The organism is Phreatobacter oligotrophus, assembly GCF_003046185.1.
Taxonomy (GTDB): domain Bacteria; phylum Pseudomonadota; class Alphaproteobacteria; order Rhizobiales; family Phreatobacteraceae; genus Phreatobacter; species Phreatobacter oligotrophus.
This window is the reverse complement of record NZ_PZZL01000005.1, coordinates 354,645-369,618: the sequence shown is the minus strand read 5'-3', so window position 1 is coordinate 369,618 and position 14,974 is coordinate 354,645. Positions and strand designations below refer to the sequence as shown.

The following is a 14,974-nucleotide window of genomic DNA, read 5'->3' as shown; positions in this document are numbered from 1 at the left end:
GGCGGAGGGGCAGAGCCCCCGGAGCCCCCGATGACGCCGATCCATCGCCGCGCCCTCCTTGCCGCCATTGCCGGTCTTGCGGCCAACGGCCCCGCCGCAGCGGCAGCACCGGCCCGCACCTACCTCATGCGCGGGCTCTTCGATGTCTTCTCCCTCGGCATGGACCGGCTCGCCAGCCACCTCCGCCGCGAGGGCCACCGCGCAACGGTGCTCGGCGTCGCCAGCGCCGACGCCCTCACCGCCGAGATCATCAGCCGTCGGCAGGCCATGCCCGAGGAGACCGTCGTTGTCATCGGGCATTCGCTGGGGGCGGATGCCGCCATCCGCATCGCCAATCGTGTGGCCGCCGCTGGCGCGGCGCCGCTCGCCCTCGTCGTCACCTTCGATCCGACCTCGCGGCAGGAATTGCGGGGGGGAGCCCGGCGGGTCGTGAACCTCTACCAGTCCAACAATGGCTGGGCGGTGCCGGTGAACCGCGGCCCGGCCTTCGCCGGCCGCTTCGCCAACGAGGACCTGCGGGATGCTTCCGGCATCAACCACCTGAACATCGACAAGATCGGCGCGTTGCATCGCCGTGTCATCGGCTGGGTGGCGGAGGCGGTCGCCGAGGGCGCAGCGCCTAGCCGGCGAGCGCCCGCAGCACCACGACGCTGACGACGCCGGTGAGGATCACGCCGAGCAGCGGCAGGCGCATGGCGGCGAGGATGGTGATCGCGCCGGCGACACTCTCCGGCCAGCCGGTGGCGAAGAGTGTCGGGGCGATGACCGCGGTGAGCACGGCTGGAGGAATGGCGTCGAGCGCCGCCTTGGCGCGGCCGGTCAGCGCCAGCCGCGCACCGACCATCAGGCCGGTCAGGCGGCAGGCATAGGTGCCGATCGCCATGCCGAGAATGGCGAGGAGGGTAGTCGTGTCCATGTTCATGCCAGGGCCTCCGCTTCGGGGCGCCAGACCCAAACCGCCATGGCCATGCCGGCGAAGGCGCCAGCCAGCACGTGCCAGGGCGAGCCGAGCATCTGATGGACAAGGGTCGCCGCCGCGGCGCTGGCGACCACCACGGCGACATGGCGGCGCGTCGTGACGAAGCCGGCGACGAGGCCGATGAAGATGGCGGTGAAGGCGAAGTCGGCGCCGAAGCGGCGGGGATCGCCGATGAGCGGGCCGACAATGGCGCCGAGCCAGGAGAAGAACACCCAGTTGACCCAGAACACCGCGCCGGCCCCCAGGAAATAGGCCAGCGTCAGCCGCCGCGCCGCGGCCCGGCGCTCGGCCAGCGCCCAGTTCTCGTCGGCAAGGACGTGGAAGCCGAGGAGGCGCGCCCAGATCGGCATATGCCCGACCTTCGGCGCAAGCGAGGCGGCCATCAGCACGTAGCGGGCATTGATCAGCACGGTGGAGAGGATGATCCCGGCGACCGGCACGGGGCTCGTCCACATCTCGATGGCAGCGAGCTGCGCGCCGCCTGCGAAGACCAGCCCGGAGGAGAGCGCCACGGCGAAGGGCGACAGCCCCTTGCCGGCGGCGATGGCCCCGTAGAGCAGGGCCAGCGGCATGGCCGCGATCATGGCGGGGGCGAGCTCGGCGATGCCGTCGCGCCATTCGGAAAAGGCGCTCGCGGCGGAATCGGGGGATGCGTCAGTCATGGGTCTTCATTGCCAGAGGCGTCGGTCGCTCTCTTGAACGAAATGGACCCTATCCTGTGCCTCAGGCGGCGGCGCGATTCTCCGCCACCGCGCGGCGATAGGCGCCGGGCGGCACGCCGATCCGCGCCTTGAAGGCCCGCGTCAGGTGGGCCTGGTCGGCAAAGCCCGTCTCGGCAGCCACGGTGGCGAGCGGGATGCCGGCGCGCAGGCGCTCCTGGGCGCGGCGCACGCGCACGTCGACCAGATAGGCATGGGGCGTCAGGCCGACCTCGCGGCGGAAGGCGCGGATGAGATGGTGGCGCGACCAGCCCGCCTCGGCGGCGAGATCGGCGAGGCAGAGGTCCTCCTGGTGGCGCGCCTCGATGAGGTCGCGGACGCGGCGTACCGGCCCCGCCTCATCCCCCTCGGTGGCTGGGCGCACCCCCGCATGGAGCACGAGGGTGCGGGCATAGGCGCGCAGCAGCAGTTCCTCGCCGGCCAAGCCGTCGCGGCCCGCTTCGAGCGCGTGATGGGCGGCGGAGAAGAGGCGGGCTCCCTCGGGATCGTGGACCACGGGATCGCGAAAGAAGGGCGCTGCGGCCGCCGGCCGGCGGCTGACGGCCTCGGCGAGATCGCGCAGGAACGCCTCGCCGGGATAGGTCATGCGATAGGAATAGCCGCCATCGGCAGGCGCGCCGTCATGGACGTCCTGCGGCATGACGAAGACGAGGTCGCCGGGGACGGCGTGGCCCTTCATGCCGAGAGCGGAGACCTTCTCGCGGCCACTCTCGATGGTGCCGATGACGTAGGTCTCGTGCATGTGCGGCGGGTAGACATGGGTGCGGAATGTGGCGCTGAGGCAGTCGATCCCGTCGAGTCGATGGGCCGCGAAGAAACGCGCCGTCTCGCCGGCCGACAGCGGCCCGAGGCTCATCCCGTCACATGGGTCGGTGTCACCGCGCATGCGCGACGTCTTATCATGCCGGCGCTGCGGCTCTTGAAGAAAATCGGCCTGGTGGCGTGTGTTTTGCGCCGGAAACCCGCCATCTGCCGTCCGGCCTAAGCCACTTTAGCCTTTGGTCCCCTTGATTTCGCGCCTGCGTCCATGAACACTCCGCCCTCCCGAGGCCGGACTTACCAGCCTGGGGCACAAGCCCCCGACACGAGGGGCGACGAGGGAACGGGCCAACGGCCCGCGCAGGACCAGGGAGGATGCCGGCCGTGGACACCCACGCCGAGCCGCGCGGCGCATCCGCCGCGCAGGACACGTTTCCGAAATTTCTGGCGCTCAACGCGACGCGTTTCGCCGACCGTCCGGCCATGCGCCACAAGGACCTTGGCATCTGGCGCACCTGGACCTGGCGCGAGGTGGCGGACGAGGTGCGCGCCTTCGCCCTCGGCCTCGGCGAGCTTGGCCTGCAGCGCGGCGACCGCGTCGCCATCGTCGGCCGCAACCGCCCGAAGCTCTACTGGTCCATGGCGGCGATCCAGGCCTGGGGCGGCATCCCCGTGCCGGTCTATTCGGACTCCGTCGCCGACGAGATGGCCTATGTGCTCGAACATGCCGGGGCCAGTATGGCGGTGGTCGAGGACCAGGAGCAGGTCGACAAGATCCTCTCTGTCTCGGACCGCCTGCCGCACCTGACCCATCTCATCTACGATGAGCCGCGGGGCCTTCGGGACTACGACCATTCCCGCCTCCACGCCTTCGAGGAGGTGCAGGCGAAGGGCCGCAAGGCCGGCGAGGATGCAACCAAGGCCGCCGCGCTGGAGGCCGCCATCGCCACGGGCAAGGGCGCGGACCTCGCCATCATCCTCTACACGTCCGGGACCACCGGCCGGCCGAAGGGCGTGATGCTGTCGAACGACAATGTCATCATCTCGGCCCGCAATGGTGGCCTGTTCGACCACCTGCGCGAGACCGAGGAGACGATCGCCTACCTGCCCTTGGCCTGGGTCGGCGACAACATCTTCTCCTACGCCCAGTCCTATGTCCTCGGCTTCTGCGTCAACTGCCCGGAAAGCGCCGAGACCATCGTCGAGGACCGCCGCGAGATCGGCATGTCCTATGCCTTCGCGCCGCCGCGGGTCTACGAGAACCTCCTCACCCAGACCATGGTGCGGATGGAGGATGCCGGGCCGCTGAAGAAGAAGATGTTCCACCACTTCCTCGGCGTGGCGCGGCAGTGGGGCGAGAAGATCCTCAACAAGGAGCCGGTGCCGCTGTCGGCGCGGCTGCAATATGCCCTCGGCGAGGTGCTGGTCTATGGCCCGCTGAAGAACCGCTTCGGCTTCACCAACATCCGCGTCGGCTACACGGCGGGCGAGGCGATCGGGCCGGAAATCTTCCGCTTCTTCCGCTCGCTCGGCATCAACCTGAAGCAGCTCTACGGCCAGACGGAAGCCAGCGTCTACATCACGGCGCAGCCGGACGGCGAGATCTATGCCGACACGGTCGGCAAGCCCAACATCGACGTCGAGGTGAAGATCGCCGACAACGGCGAGGTGCTCTACCGCTCGCCGGGCGTCTTCGTTGGCTATTACAAGGACCCGGAAAAGACCGCCGAGACCAAGACGCCGGACGGCTGGGTGCGCTCGGGCGATGCCGGCTTCTTCGACCCGAAGACCGGGCACCTCAAGATTATCGACCGCGCCAAGGATGTCGGAAAGCTGCGCTCGGGCGCGCTCTTCGCGCCGAAATATCTCGAGAACAAGCTGAAATTCTATCCGAACATCAAGGAAGCGGTGGCCTTCGGGCAGGACCGTGACTTCGTCACCTGCTTCCTCAACATCGACCTGACGGCGGTCGGGTCCTGGGCCGAGCGGAACAACGTGTCCTACGGCTCCTACCAGGAGCTCGCCGGCCACCGCGAGGTGCTGACGATGATAACCGCCCATGTGGACGAGGTGAACCGGTCGCTCGCGAGCGAGCCGATGATGGCGGGCTCGCAGATCCGCCGGTTCCTCGTGCTGCACAAGGAGCTCGACGCCGATGACGGCGAGCTCACGCGCACCCAGAAGGTGCGCCGCGGCTTCATCGCCGACCGCTACCTGCCGCTGGTCGAGGCGCTGTTCGACGGCTCGCCGCGCGGGCGCATCCGCACCGAGGTCACCTTCGAGGACGGCCGCAAGGGCGTCATCGAGGGCGACGTGGAGATCATCGACATGCCGGTGCACGAGGCCACCGGCACCGCTTTCCGGGAGGCCGCGGAATGAGGGCGCCGTCCCCCACCGACATTGCTGCCGGCGAGGTGATCCTCGCGGTCGAGAACGTCTCGCTGGCCTTTGGCGGCGTGAAGGCGCTGACCGACGTGTCCTTCGACATCAAGAAGGGCGAGGTGCGCGCCATCATCGGCCCGAACGGCGCCGGCAAGACCTCGATGCTCAACTGCATCAACGGCTTCTACCACCCGACCGAGGGCCGCATCACCTTCAGGGGCAAGACGCGCCCGAAGATGCGCCCCTACGAGGCGGCGGCCGGCGGCATCGCCCGCACCTTCCAGAACGTCGCGTTGTTCAAGGGTATGTCGACGCTCGACAACATCATGGCCGGCCGCACGCTGAAGATGAGCAAGGGCTTCTTCTGGCAGGTGCTGCGCCATGGGCCGGCCATGGCCGAGGAGATCGAGCACCGCCACTTCGTCGAGGAGATCATCGACTTCCTCGAGATCCAGCACATCCGCAAGGTGCCGGTCGGCAAACTCCCCTACGGCCTGCAGAAGCGCGTCGAGCTTGGCCGCGCGCTCGCCATGCAGCCGGAGGTCCTGCTGCTCGACGAGCCCATGGCCGGCATGAACCTCGAGGAGAAGGAGGACATGTGCCGCTTCATCCTCGACGTGTCGAACCAGTACGGCACGACGATCGCGCTGATCGAGCATGACATGGGCGTGGTGATGGACCTCTCCGACCGCGTGGTCGTGCTCGAATATGGCCGCAAGATCGCCGACGGCACGCCGGACGAGGTGAAGCGCGACCAGGCCGTCATCGACGCCTATCTCGGCGTGCCGCATTGAGGACCGATCGATGACCGACGCCACCCTCACGGCCAAGCCGGCCCTCTCGCCCCAGCAGATCCGCCGCATCGCCTGGATCGCCGGACCAGTTCTCCTCGTCGTCGTGCTGACGCTGCTGACGCGGTCCGGGGCCATCGGTCCCAGCGACTGGACCTACAAGATCCTCGTCGATCCCTTCGTGACCATGTGGTCGCTGCCCGACCTCCTCATCCAGACGCTGTGGGAGGGCTTCGTCGCCGGCGTGCTCTATGCGCTGATCGCGCTCGGCTTCGTGCTGATCTTCAAGGCCTCGGGCGTGTTCAACTTCGCGCAGGGGATCATGGTGGTCTTCGCCGCCCTGTCCCTCATCGGCTTCTACGAGATCCTTGTCGGCCGCCTCGGCATCCCCGCCGGCTATGCCGCGGCGATGGTGGCGCTGATCGGCGCGCTCGGCATCATGCTCCTGCTCGCCATCGCGGTGGAGCGGATCGTGCTGCGCCCGCTCGTCAACCAGCCCGACATCATCATGCTGATGGCGACCGTCGGCCTGTCCTTCTTCCTCACCGGCTTCGGCGAGCTCGCCTTCGGCGGTAATCCGAAGGTGATGATCACGTCAGCCCTGGGGCTTCCCACCGGCTCCTCCTCCATCGACGTGCCGGGCGGGCGCATCAACGTGCAGCATCTCGACGTGGCCGCCGCCATCATCGCGACCATCCTCATCGTCTCGCTCGGCATCTTCTTCCAGAAGACCCGCATCGGCCGGGCGCTGCGCGCGGTGGCCGACAGCCACAAGGCGGCCCTCTCGGTCGGCATCTCGCTCAACCAGATCTGGATCATCGTCTGGTTCACGGCCGGCATCGTCGCCCTCGTCACCGGCATCATGTGGGGCGCGCGTTCGGAGGTTTCCTTCGCGCTGGAGGTCATTGCGCTGAAGGCGCTGCCCGTCCTCGTCCTCGGCGGCTTCACCTCGATCCCGGGCGCCATCGTCGGCGGCCTGATCATTGGCATCGGCGAGAAGCTTGGCGAGTTCTACTGGGGCCCGCTCATGGGCGGCGGCATCGAGACCTGGCTCGCCTACATCATCGCCCTCGTCTTCCTGCTGTTCAGGCCGCAGGGCCTGTTCGGCGAGAAGATCATCGAACGCATCTGAGAGGCGGTCATGTTTTACCGCGACGCCGGCCAGTACAAGACGTCCTACGCCGCCGACATGGCGATCTTCCCGCTCCGCCAGGACCGGGTCGGCATCGCCGTGATCCTCCTCATCGCCTATCTCGGCGTGCCTCTGCTCGCCGGCGATTTCGCCATCTCCACCGTCATGCTGCCGCTCATGGCCCTGGTGCCGGCGGTGATCGGTCTCAACATCCTCACCGGCTATACCGGCCTCATCTCGCTGGGCTCGGCGGGGTTCATGGGGGTCGGCGCCTATGCCTGCTACAAGCTGACGACCCTGTTTCCCGAGGTGAACATCCTCGTCTGGATCCTGTGTTCCGGCTTCTTCTCGGCCGCCATCGGCGTCGTCTTCGGCCTGCCCTCGCTGCGCATCAAGGGTCTTTATCTCGCGGTTGCCACGCTCGCCGCGCAGTTCTTCCTGCAATGGTGCTTCGTCCGCATCCCCTGGCTCTACAACTACAACGCCTCGGGCGCGATCGAGGTGCCGCTCAGGACGCTCTTCGGCATCCCGATCACCGGGCCGACCGCGGAGGTCGAGGTGAAGTACCTGGTGGCGTTGACCTTCGTCGTCATCCTCGCCTGGTTCGCCTCCAACCTCGTCCATGGCCGCATCGGCCGCTCCTGGATGGCCGTGCGCGACATGGACATCGCCGCCGAGCTGATGGGCATCCGCCTGCTGCCGACCAAGCTCCTCGCCTTCGCCGTCTCGTCCTTCTATTGCGGCGTCTCCGGCGCGCTCTTCGTCTTCATCTATCTCGGCGGTGCGGAGGCCGGCACGGAGTTCTCCATCCGCCTCTCCTTCCTCATCCTCTTCGCCGTCATCATCGGCGGGCTCGGCTCGATCATCGGCTCGTTCTTCGGCGCGGCCTTCATCGTAGGCCTGCCGACGGTGCTGAAGTTCGGCCTGCCGACCATCGGCATCCCGATCACCGGCGCGGTGGCCGAGAAGGTCGTGCTGATGATCATCGGCGCGCTCACCATCTTCCTGCTCATCGTCGAGCCGCATGGCCTCGCGCGGCTGTGGCAGATCGCGAAGCAGAAACTCCGGGTCTGGCCCTATCCCTACTGAGCCGACCCCAACAGCCATGACCGGGCGACCAACGCCCGGCAGTGCAACCACCGCCCCGGCTCACGCCCCAGGGCCAACATGATCCAAAGGGAGGACATGATGAAACTTGCCCGATACGCCCTGGCTCTCGCTGCCGGCGCGGCCCTGATGGCCGGCCCTGCCGCGGCCCAGCAGGACCAGATCATCTTCGTCAGCAACACCTACCGGACCGGGCCCTTCTCCGGCTCCGGCATTCCGATCGCCGACGGCACCCGCGACTACCTGATGATGCTCAACGCCCGCGACGGCGGCATCAACGGCGCCCGCATCGTGCTGGAAGAGTGCGAGACGCAGTACGACACCCGCCGCTCCGTCGAGTGCTGGGAGCAGGCCAAGGCCCGCGGCTCGGTGCTCTATGCGCCCTGGTCGACGGGTGCGGCGCTCGCGACCATCCCGCGCGCCCATATCGACAAGATCCCGATCTTCGCCATGGCCTACGGCCTGTCGCCGGCCGCGGTCGGCGAGACCTTCCCGTGGGTCTTCAACCCGCCGATGACCTACTGGGACGGCGCCTCGATCTGGATCCAGTACATCGCCCAGCGCGAGGGCGGCTTCGACAAGCTGCGCGGCAAGACCATCGGCCTCGTCCATCTCGACGCGCCCTTCGGCAAGGAGCCGATCCCGGTGCTTGAGGCCCTCGCCAAGGAGCATGGCTTCAACCTGAAGCTCTATCCGGTGAATCCGACCGAGATGCAGAACCAGTCCTCGACCTGGCTCGGCATCCGCCGCGACCGCACCGACTGGATCCTGCTGCAGGGCTGGGGCGCCATGAACCCGACCGCCGTCCGCGAGGCCGGCCGCGCCGGTTTCCCGCGCGACAAGCTGCTCGGCATCTGGTGGGCCGGCGGCGACGACGACGCTCGTCCGGCGGGCGCCGATGGCCGCGGCTACCTCTCGATCTCCTGGCACCAGGTCGGCACCAACTTCCCGGTCATCCAGGACATCATCAAGCACGTGGTGGACCGCGGGCAGTCGCAGTCGCCGCGCGATAAGGTCGGCGAGAACCTCTACAATCGCGGCGTCTACCAGGGCATCCTGATTGCCGAGGCCATGCGCAACGCCCAGCGCCTGTCGGGCCGCAAGTCGATCACCGGCGAGGACATGCGCCGGGGCCTCGAGAGCCTCGACATCTCGGCGGCCCGTTGGGCCGAGCTCGGCGCGCCCGAGTTCGCCGCGCCGGTGCGCCTGACCTGCCAGGATCACTCCGGCCACTTCGCCGGCTTCATGATCCAGTGGGACGGCACCAAGTGGGGCCGCGCCACCGACTGGATCCAGCCGGAGCGCAACCGCATCCGTCCGCTGCTGGAGGAGGGCGCCCGCGCCTACACCACCTCCAACCAGGGCTGGCCGCGCCGCACCGAGGCCTGCGACCAGCGGTCCTGACCGCCTGACATGGGGAGCCGCCGGTGGCGGCTCCCCCTCTCCACAGCGTCATGCCCGGGCTTGTCCCGGGCAGCCACGACTAGAACACCGCCATTCGAAAATTCGTGGATGCCCGGGACAAGCCCGGGCAGGACGAACGGCGGGTGTGAGGACCGCGATGAGTGCCCCGACCCACGTCACCCCCGTTGCCGAGACGGCCCAGGACCTGATCCTCGCCGTCAACAACATCGAGGTCATCTACGACCACGTCATCCTCGTGCTGAAGGGTGTGTCGCTGGTGGTGCCGCGCGGCGGCATCGTCGCCATCCTCGGGGCTAACGGCGCCGGCAAGACGACGACGCTGAAGGCCATCTCCAACCTGCTCCACGCCGAGCGCGGCGAGGTGACCAAGGGCTCCATCCTCTTCGAGGGCGAGGAGGTGCAGGCGCTCTCACCCAACGATCTCGTGCGGCGCGGCTGCATCCAGGTGATGGAGGGCCGGCATTGCTTCGGCCATCTCACGATCGAGGAGAACCTGCTCACCGGCGCCTTCACCCGGCGCGACGGCAAGGCGGCGATCCGCGACGACCTCGAGAAGATCTACACCTACTTCCCGCGCCTCAAGGAGCGGCGGAATTCCATGTCCGGCTACACATCGGGCGGCGAGCAGCAGATGTGCGCCATCGGCCGCGCGCTGATGAGCCGGCCGAAGATGATCCTCCTCGACGAGCCCTCCATGGGTCTTGCCCCGCAGATCGTCGAGCAGATCTTCGAGATCGTCCGCGACATCAATTCCCGCGAGGGCGTCTCCTTCCTGGTGGCCGAGCAGAACACCAACATGGCGCTGCGCTACGCCACCTTCGGCTACATCATGGAAACCGGACGCATCGTCATGGACGGCGACGCCAAGGCACTGCGCGAGAACGAGGACGTGAAGGAGTTCTATCTGGGCGTCGCCGAAGGCGACAAGAAGAGCTTCCGGAACGTGAAGAGCTACAAGCGCCGGAAGCGCTGGCTGGCCTGACGCCGGCAAATCCGCCGCGGCGCGTCGACGCGGCCCTTGAACTTGCGCCCCGGGCATGACGACTTAAATCGCGTCATGCCCTTTCTCATTATCCTCGGCGTCGTCGCCCTCCTCGCCCTGATCTTCGGCCCGCAATGGTGGGTGAAGCGGGAAATGCGCCGCCATGGCGTCGAGCGCGAGGATTTCCCCGGCACCGGCGGCGAACTGGCCGAGCACCTGCTCGAGCAGGCGGGCCTCACCGACGTGAAGGTCGAGGTGACCGATTCCGGCGATCATTACGACCCCATCGACCGCGTGGTGCGGCTGTCACCGGAGATCCATGCGGGCCGCTCGGTGACGGCGGTGGCGGTGGCCGCCCACGAGGTCGGCCATGCCATCCAGCATCGCGACGGCGACCGGCTGTTCCTTGCCCGCATCCGCATGGCGCAGCTCGCGCAGAAGCTGGAGATCGGCGCGGCGATCCTCTTCGCCACGGCGCCGCTCGTCCTCGCCTTCGTGCGCTCGCCGGTGATCGCGGTGGTGCAGGTGGCGGTGGCGCTGCTGCTGCTCGGCTCGCGCCTCGCCATCCATGTGGTGACGCTGCCGATGGAGTTCGACGCCAGCTTCGGCAAGGCGCTGCCCGTCCTCTCCGGCGGCGGTTATCTCCACGAGAATGACGTGCCGGCGGCGCGATCCGTGCTGCGCGCGGCGGCGCTCACCTATGTCGCCTCGGCGCTGGTGACCCTGCTGGACCTGACCCGTCTCATCCGCATCTTGCGCTGAGGACCGGTGGCGGCCATGAAGGCGGCATGACCCAGGCCATTCTCGACCGCTGGTATGCCGCGCTGCGCGCCGGTGATGCCGCTGCCCTCGCCGCCGTGACCACCGACGACGTGGTGGTGCGCTGGAACGGCCCGGCGGGGATCGTCCCGTGGGCCGGCGTCTGGGAGGGACGGCCGAAGGTGCTAACCTTCTTCAAGCGCGTCGCCGAGCACCTGGAGATCCTTGGCATCGACACGGTCCATCGCATCGAGGGCGAGGGCGGTGTCGTCATCGTGCTGGAGGGCCACTGGCGGGTGCGCGCCACGGGGGAGGAACTCAAGGTGCGCGCAGCGAACCTCTTCCGCTTCGAGGGCGACCGCGTCGCGGCCTACGAGGTCTATCCGGACAGTTGGAGCTTCGCGACGGCGATGGCGAAGGTCTAGGACCGCGGCGCCTCACAACAGGCCCCACCCGCACCCTCCCCGCTGCGCGGGGAGGGAGACCACGACGTCCCGGGTGTTCGCCCAACCGTCCTGCCTGGCTCAACCCATCAGACATATGGCGCGAGGTCGAAGTCTCCCTCCCCGCGCAGCGGGGAGGGTACGGGTGGGGCCTTCATCAGCACGAGGCTTCCCCGAAACAAAAAGGCCGGGCGTTGGCCCGGCCTTGATGCACTCAACCAAGAGCGAAAATCTCAGTCCTTGGCGCGCTCGGAATAGGAGCCGTCCTCGGTCATGACGACGATGCGGGTGCCGACGCCGATATGCGGGGGAACCAGCGTGCGCACGCCGTTGGAGAGGATCGCGGGCTTGTAGGAGGAGGAGGCCGTCTGGCCCTTGGTGACCGGCTCGGTCTCGACCACTTCGAGGGTGACGCGCTGCGGCAGCTCGATGCCCACGGCATTGCCCTCATAGACCGACAGCTTCACTTCCATCTCGTTCTGGAGATAGGGCTTGGCGTCGCCGAGGATGTCGTCAGGGACCGCGATCTGCTCGTAGGTCTCCTTGTTCATGAAGTGGTTCCCGTCACCATCCGAGTAGAGGTAGGTGTAGGGACGGTCCTCGACATAGGCGCGCTCGACCATTTCGGTGGTGCGCCAGCGCTCGGAGACCTTCACGCCATCGGACAGGCGACGCATGTCGACCTGGGTGACCGGCGTGCCCTTGCCCGGATGAATGTTCTGGGCGGAGACGATCAGGTAGAGCTTGCCGTCGACTTCGAGGATGTTGCCCTTGCGGACGGAGGAGGCGATGACCTTCGGCACGGGATGGGTCCTTGGGGATTGGCGGGTCTGACCCGCGTGATCTGTCGCGCCGTCGCATAGACGAAGTTGCGCAAAAGCGCCACCCCCGCGACTTACTCGCGGAACCAGACCACCTGCGTGGTGGTGGCGAGGAGCTTGCCCTCGTCGGACCAGAGCTCGGCCTGCTGGTCGTGGAACTGGTCGCCGAAGCGGGTCGAATCGACCCTTGCGAGCAGGGGGCGCGTGCCCTGCCGTGCCAGCTCCTCGGTGCTGGCGTGAAAGTAGGACGTCATCGACACGGTACCGGCGGGGGTCCTGAGACCGCGGACCTGGAACACCCGGACGATGAAGACGTCGCAGAGCGAGGCGAGCGCCACGTGGTCGAGCGGCCGCGGCGGCTGGTCGGCCACCCAGATCAGCGACTTCGCGCTCTGGGGCTCAGGGAAGGCCTCGCTCGCCATGATCGGAAGGCCTGACACGTAGCGGAACTCATAGGCGCCGAGCCAGGCGAGCGGCGGCTTCTTGGTGAGCACCGGCACGTCTGCCGGAGGCGGCGCCTCCGGCATCGCGGCGGTGTGGTGGCCCCAGGTCGGGCTGCGCCTGGCAAAGACCATGGTGGCGCTCGCCGCGATGGTCTCGCCCTGCACCAGTTCGGCATAGAAATGCTGCACCGAGCGGCCGGAGCGCACCTCCTTCACCCGGATGACGAAGTCGCCCTCGGCGATGGGCGCGCAGAAGTTGACGGTCTGCGCCACCGGCTCGCCGATGCGGGCCGGGTGGTCGAGCGCCGCCTTCAGGAGCTGCGCCGCGGTGATCCCGCCGAAGGGCCCGACCATGTTCCAGTAGGCCGGCGAAGTGCGGCCGGCGAGGGCCCCGTCCGCGCCGGCTGTGAAGGCGAGGGCGGCGTCGAGCGGGTGGAGGGCATCGGTCATGGAGAGCTCGGGGGAGGTTTTCTCGTGAAGCGGCGGAGCCTATGAGGGGGGCTGCCCTTCGGCAATGATGCCGAAGGTCATGGGTGCTGACCGATGACCGCTTCGCCCTGGTGGGACCGTGACCGCCATGCCGATCGCCGCCCGTTCCTCCTGTCGCGCAACCGCATCAAGGCGGCGCTGCGGGGCTGGTTCGCGGACCGCGCCTTCACCGAGGTCGAGGCCGGCATCCTGCAGGTCTCGCCGGGCAACGAGGCGCATCTCCACGGCTTCGCCACGCAGGCCCTGACCATCGAGGGGCGGGCGCAGCCGCTCTATCTCCAAACCTCGCCCGAGTTCGCCGCCAAGAAGCTCATCGCCGCCGGCGAGACGCGCATCGTCGATTTCGCCCGCGTCTTCCGCAACCGCGAGCGGGGCCCGCTGCACCATCCCGAGTTCACCATGGTCGAGTGGTATCGGGTGGGCGAGGCTTACGAGCAGCTGATGGCGGATTGCGCCGACCTAATGCGCCTCGCCTGCGCCACCGCCGGCCGCGACCGCCTGACCTGGCGCGGGCACGACTGCGATCCTGCGCTGGAGCCTGAGCGGCTGACGCTGGCCGAAGCCTTCCGCCGCCATGCCGGCATAGACCTGCTGGCGACCGTTGCGGAGGGGGGCGCCACCGACCGCGATGGCCTCGCGAGGCAGGCGGTTTCCGCCGGGATCCGCGTGTCCGAGGACGACACCTGGGCCGACATTTTCTCGAAGGTGCTGGTGGAGCGGATCGAGCCGCATCTCGGCTTCGGCCGCGCGACCATCCTTTGCGAGTATCCGGTCTCGGAGGCGGCGCTGGCCCGGCCCAAGGCGGCCGACCCGCGGGTCGCCGAGCGCTTCGAGCTCTATGCCTGCGGCGTCGAACTCGCCAATGCCTTTGGCGAGCTCACTGATCCTGCCGAGCAGCGCCGCCGCTTCACGGCGGAGATGGCGGAGAAGCAGCGCGTCTATGGCGAGGCCTATCCGATCGACGAGGAGCTTCTCGCAGCCCTCGCCCTCATGCCGCCGACCGCCGGCATCGCGCTGGGCTTCGAGCGTCTCGTGATGCTTGCCACCGGCGCCCGCCACATCGAGGAGGTCGTCTGGACGCCGGTGCCCAACACCCTCAGATGAGGGGCACGCGCGGCGCCGCCTCGCGCGGGATGGCGCCGGTGAGCCGCGGGTCGTCCATCACCTCGATGGCGCGCTTGTAGGGCGTGAAGCCACAGCGCCGGTAAAAGCTGACGGCACCCGGATGGTCGAGGGTGCAGGTGTGCAGCCAGACGCGCCGTGTCTCCGGCTGCCAGGCCTGGCCAAGCGCCGCCGCCATCATCCGGGGGCCGAGGCCCTGGCCGGTGGCCCCGGGCACGAGACCGAAGAAGCTGATCTCGACATCCTCAGGGTTTCGGCGATCGAGCTCGACGATGCCGATCGCGTCCGCCGCCTCCTCGGCGACGAACAGGGCATTGGCGGGGTGGTGCAGGACGGCGGCGACCTCCGCATCGGTCATGAGAAGCCGGGAGGTCCACAGCCAGTCGAGGCCGATCCGCGCATAGAGGCTCCGATACCAGGCGAGGTCTGGCGCGGGGACCGGGCGGAGCGGCAACGGCTCGGCGGGTGGCGCGGCGGGCCGTTCCTTCATCTCCAGATAGGTCACCACGGCGGCGATCTTGCCTGCGGGCAGGTCCGTATAGCCGTCGAGGTTCAGGAGGGTCATGGGGGATGCGTCCTGCTGGCCCTCGACGCCGATGGGACGACGAGGCATGGTCGCGC

At 68.3% G+C, this 14,974-nt stretch carries 16 protein-coding genes; 10 read left to right on the top strand and 6 right to left on the bottom strand.

The genetic code is table 11. From position 1 onward, the window contains the following. The first annotated feature begins 30 nt into the window (after positions 1–30). Positions 31–654: an alpha/beta hydrolase family protein gene (locus tag C8P69_RS13965; RefSeq protein WP_108178026.1), complete on the top strand. Its 624-nt coding sequence runs from the start codon at positions 31–33 to the stop codon at positions 652–654. Here C8P69_RS13965 and C8P69_RS13960 read toward each other — a convergent pair. The 3 genes from C8P69_RS13960 to C8P69_RS13950 all read right to left on the bottom strand — a co-directional run bounded on the left by C8P69_RS13960 (position 620) and on the right by C8P69_RS13950 (position 2,584). Further along, a complete protein-coding gene (locus C8P69_RS13960) occupies positions 620–922 on the bottom strand; it encodes an AzlD family protein (RefSeq protein WP_108178025.1) in 303 nt (100 codons plus the stop codon). The genes C8P69_RS13965 and C8P69_RS13960 overlap by 35 nt on opposite strands. After that, positions 919–1,641: an AzlC family ABC transporter permease gene (locus tag C8P69_RS13955; RefSeq protein WP_108178024.1), complete on the bottom strand. Its 723-nt coding sequence runs from the start codon at positions 1,639–1,641 to the stop codon at positions 919–921. Before C8P69_RS13955 ends, C8P69_RS13960 begins: the two co-directional genes overlap by 4 nt. A gap of 61 nt (positions 1,642–1,702) precedes the next feature. Beyond that, a complete protein-coding gene (locus tag C8P69_RS13950) occupies positions 1,703–2,584 on the bottom strand; it encodes an AraC family transcriptional regulator (RefSeq protein ID WP_108178023.1) in 882 nt (293 codons plus the stop codon). A gap of 248 nt (positions 2,585–2,832) precedes the next feature. Here C8P69_RS13950 and C8P69_RS13945 point away from each other — a divergent pair, with 248 nt between their 5' ends. The 8 genes from C8P69_RS13945 to C8P69_RS13910 all read left to right on the top strand — a co-directional run bounded on the left by C8P69_RS13945 (position 2,833) and on the right by C8P69_RS13910 (position 11,460). After that, a complete protein-coding gene (locus tag C8P69_RS13945) occupies positions 2,833–4,836 on the top strand; it encodes an AMP-binding protein (protein WP_108178022.1) in 2,004 nt (667 codons plus the stop codon). Then, complete coding sequence (locus tag C8P69_RS13940) at positions 4,833–5,633, top strand: ABC transporter ATP-binding protein (protein WP_108178021.1); 801 nt, start codon at positions 4,833–4,835, stop codon at positions 5,631–5,633. Before C8P69_RS13945 ends, C8P69_RS13940 begins: the two co-directional genes overlap by 4 nt. A 184-nt stretch (positions 5,634–5,817) precedes the next feature. Then, entirely contained in the window at positions 5,818–6,762 is a 945-nt protein-coding gene (locus tag C8P69_RS13935; RefSeq protein ID WP_108178134.1) for a branched-chain amino acid ABC transporter permease, read from the top strand. A 9-nt stretch (positions 6,763–6,771) separates the two neighbouring features. Further along, positions 6,772–7,851, top strand: coding sequence for a branched-chain amino acid ABC transporter permease (locus C8P69_RS13930; RefSeq protein WP_108178020.1), 1,080 nt, complete (start codon positions 6,772–6,774; stop codon positions 7,849–7,851). A gap of 99 nt (positions 7,852–7,950) precedes the next feature. Beyond that, positions 7,951–9,273 (top strand): ABC transporter substrate-binding protein, encoded by a 1,323-nt coding sequence (locus C8P69_RS13925; protein ID WP_108178019.1) that lies wholly within the window; start codon positions 7,951–7,953, stop codon positions 9,271–9,273. 157 nt (positions 9,274–9,430) lie between these two features. After that, a complete protein-coding gene (locus tag C8P69_RS13920; protein ID WP_108178018.1) occupies positions 9,431–10,276 on the top strand; it encodes an ABC transporter ATP-binding protein in 846 nt (281 codons plus the stop codon). Positions 10,277–10,351: 75 nt separating this feature from the next. Then, positions 10,352–11,038: a zinc metallopeptidase gene (locus tag C8P69_RS13915; protein WP_108178017.1), complete on the top strand. Its 687-nt coding sequence runs from the start codon at positions 10,352–10,354 to the stop codon at positions 11,036–11,038. Between the two features lie 26 nt (positions 11,039–11,064). Then, the gene (locus C8P69_RS13910; protein WP_108178016.1) at positions 11,065–11,460 is read left to right on the top strand and encodes a nuclear transport factor 2 family protein; all 396 of its coding nucleotides are present in this window, start codon (positions 11,065–11,067) and stop codon (positions 11,458–11,460) included. Between the two features lie 251 nt (positions 11,461–11,711). On the opposite strand, the gene efp is transcribed toward C8P69_RS13910, so the two are convergent. Further along, positions 11,712–12,281, bottom strand: coding sequence for an elongation factor P (gene efp / locus C8P69_RS13905; RefSeq protein ID WP_108178015.1), 570 nt, complete (start codon positions 12,279–12,281; stop codon positions 11,712–11,714). Positions 12,282–12,373: 92 nt separating this feature from the next. Continuing rightward, positions 12,374–13,192 (bottom strand): acyl-CoA thioesterase, encoded by an 819-nt coding sequence (locus tag C8P69_RS13900; protein ID WP_108178014.1) that lies wholly within the window; start codon positions 13,190–13,192, stop codon positions 12,374–12,376. Positions 13,193–13,285: 93 nt separating this feature from the next. Here C8P69_RS13900 and epmA point away from each other — a divergent pair, with 93 nt between their 5' ends. Next, positions 13,286–14,335, top strand: coding sequence for an EF-P lysine aminoacylase EpmA (epmA, locus tag C8P69_RS13895; RefSeq protein ID WP_108178013.1), 1,050 nt, complete (start codon positions 13,286–13,288; stop codon positions 14,333–14,335). Here the strand turns inward: epmA and C8P69_RS13890 are convergent. Continuing rightward, positions 14,328–14,966, bottom strand: coding sequence for a GNAT family N-acetyltransferase (locus tag C8P69_RS13890; protein ID WP_245902033.1), 639 nt, complete (start codon positions 14,964–14,966; stop codon positions 14,328–14,330). The genes epmA and C8P69_RS13890 overlap by 8 nt on opposite strands. Positions 14,967–14,974: the final 8 nt, after the last annotated feature.

Bases quoted from the DNA above. Each gene is read 5' to 3' on its own strand.
- C8P69_RS13965 (WP_108178026.1), top strand. From the start codon at position 31: ATGACGCCGATCCATCGCCGCGCCCTCCTTGCCGCCATTGCCGGTCTT.
- C8P69_RS13960 (WP_108178025.1), bottom strand. From the start codon at position 922: ATGAACATGGACACGACTACCCTCCTCGCCATTCTCGGCATGGCGATC.
- C8P69_RS13955 (WP_108178024.1), bottom strand. From the start codon at position 1,641: ATGACTGACGCATCCCCCGATTCCGCCGCGAGCGCCTTTTCCGAATGG.
- C8P69_RS13950 (WP_108178023.1), bottom strand. From the start codon at position 2,584: ATGCGCGGTGACACCGACCCATGTGACGGGATGAGCCTCGGGCCGCTG.
- C8P69_RS13945 (WP_108178022.1), top strand. From the start codon at position 2,833: ATGCCGGCCGTGGACACCCACGCCGAGCCGCGCGGCGCATCCGCCGCG.
- C8P69_RS13940 (WP_108178021.1), top strand. From the start codon at position 4,833: ATGAGGGCGCCGTCCCCCACCGACATTGCTGCCGGCGAGGTGATCCTC.
- C8P69_RS13935 (WP_108178134.1), top strand. From the start codon at position 5,818: ATGTGGTCGCTGCCCGACCTCCTCATCCAGACGCTGTGGGAGGGCTTC.
- C8P69_RS13930 (WP_108178020.1), top strand. From the start codon at position 6,772: ATGTTTTACCGCGACGCCGGCCAGTACAAGACGTCCTACGCCGCCGAC.
- C8P69_RS13925 (WP_108178019.1), top strand. From the start codon at position 7,951: ATGAAACTTGCCCGATACGCCCTGGCTCTCGCTGCCGGCGCGGCCCTG.
- C8P69_RS13920 (WP_108178018.1), top strand. From the start codon at position 9,431: ATGAGTGCCCCGACCCACGTCACCCCCGTTGCCGAGACGGCCCAGGAC.
- C8P69_RS13915 (WP_108178017.1), top strand. From the start codon at position 10,352: ATGCCCTTTCTCATTATCCTCGGCGTCGTCGCCCTCCTCGCCCTGATC.
- C8P69_RS13910 (WP_108178016.1), top strand. From the start codon at position 11,065: ATGACCCAGGCCATTCTCGACCGCTGGTATGCCGCGCTGCGCGCCGGT.
- C8P69_RS13900 (WP_108178014.1), bottom strand. From the start codon at position 13,192: ATGACCGATGCCCTCCACCCGCTCGACGCCGCCCTCGCCTTCACAGCC.
- epmA (WP_108178013.1), top strand. From the start codon at position 13,286: ATGACCGCTTCGCCCTGGTGGGACCGTGACCGCCATGCCGATCGCCGC.
- C8P69_RS13890 (WP_245902033.1), bottom strand. From the start codon at position 14,966: ATGCCTCGTCGTCCCATCGGCGTCGAGGGCCAGCAGGACGCATCCCCC.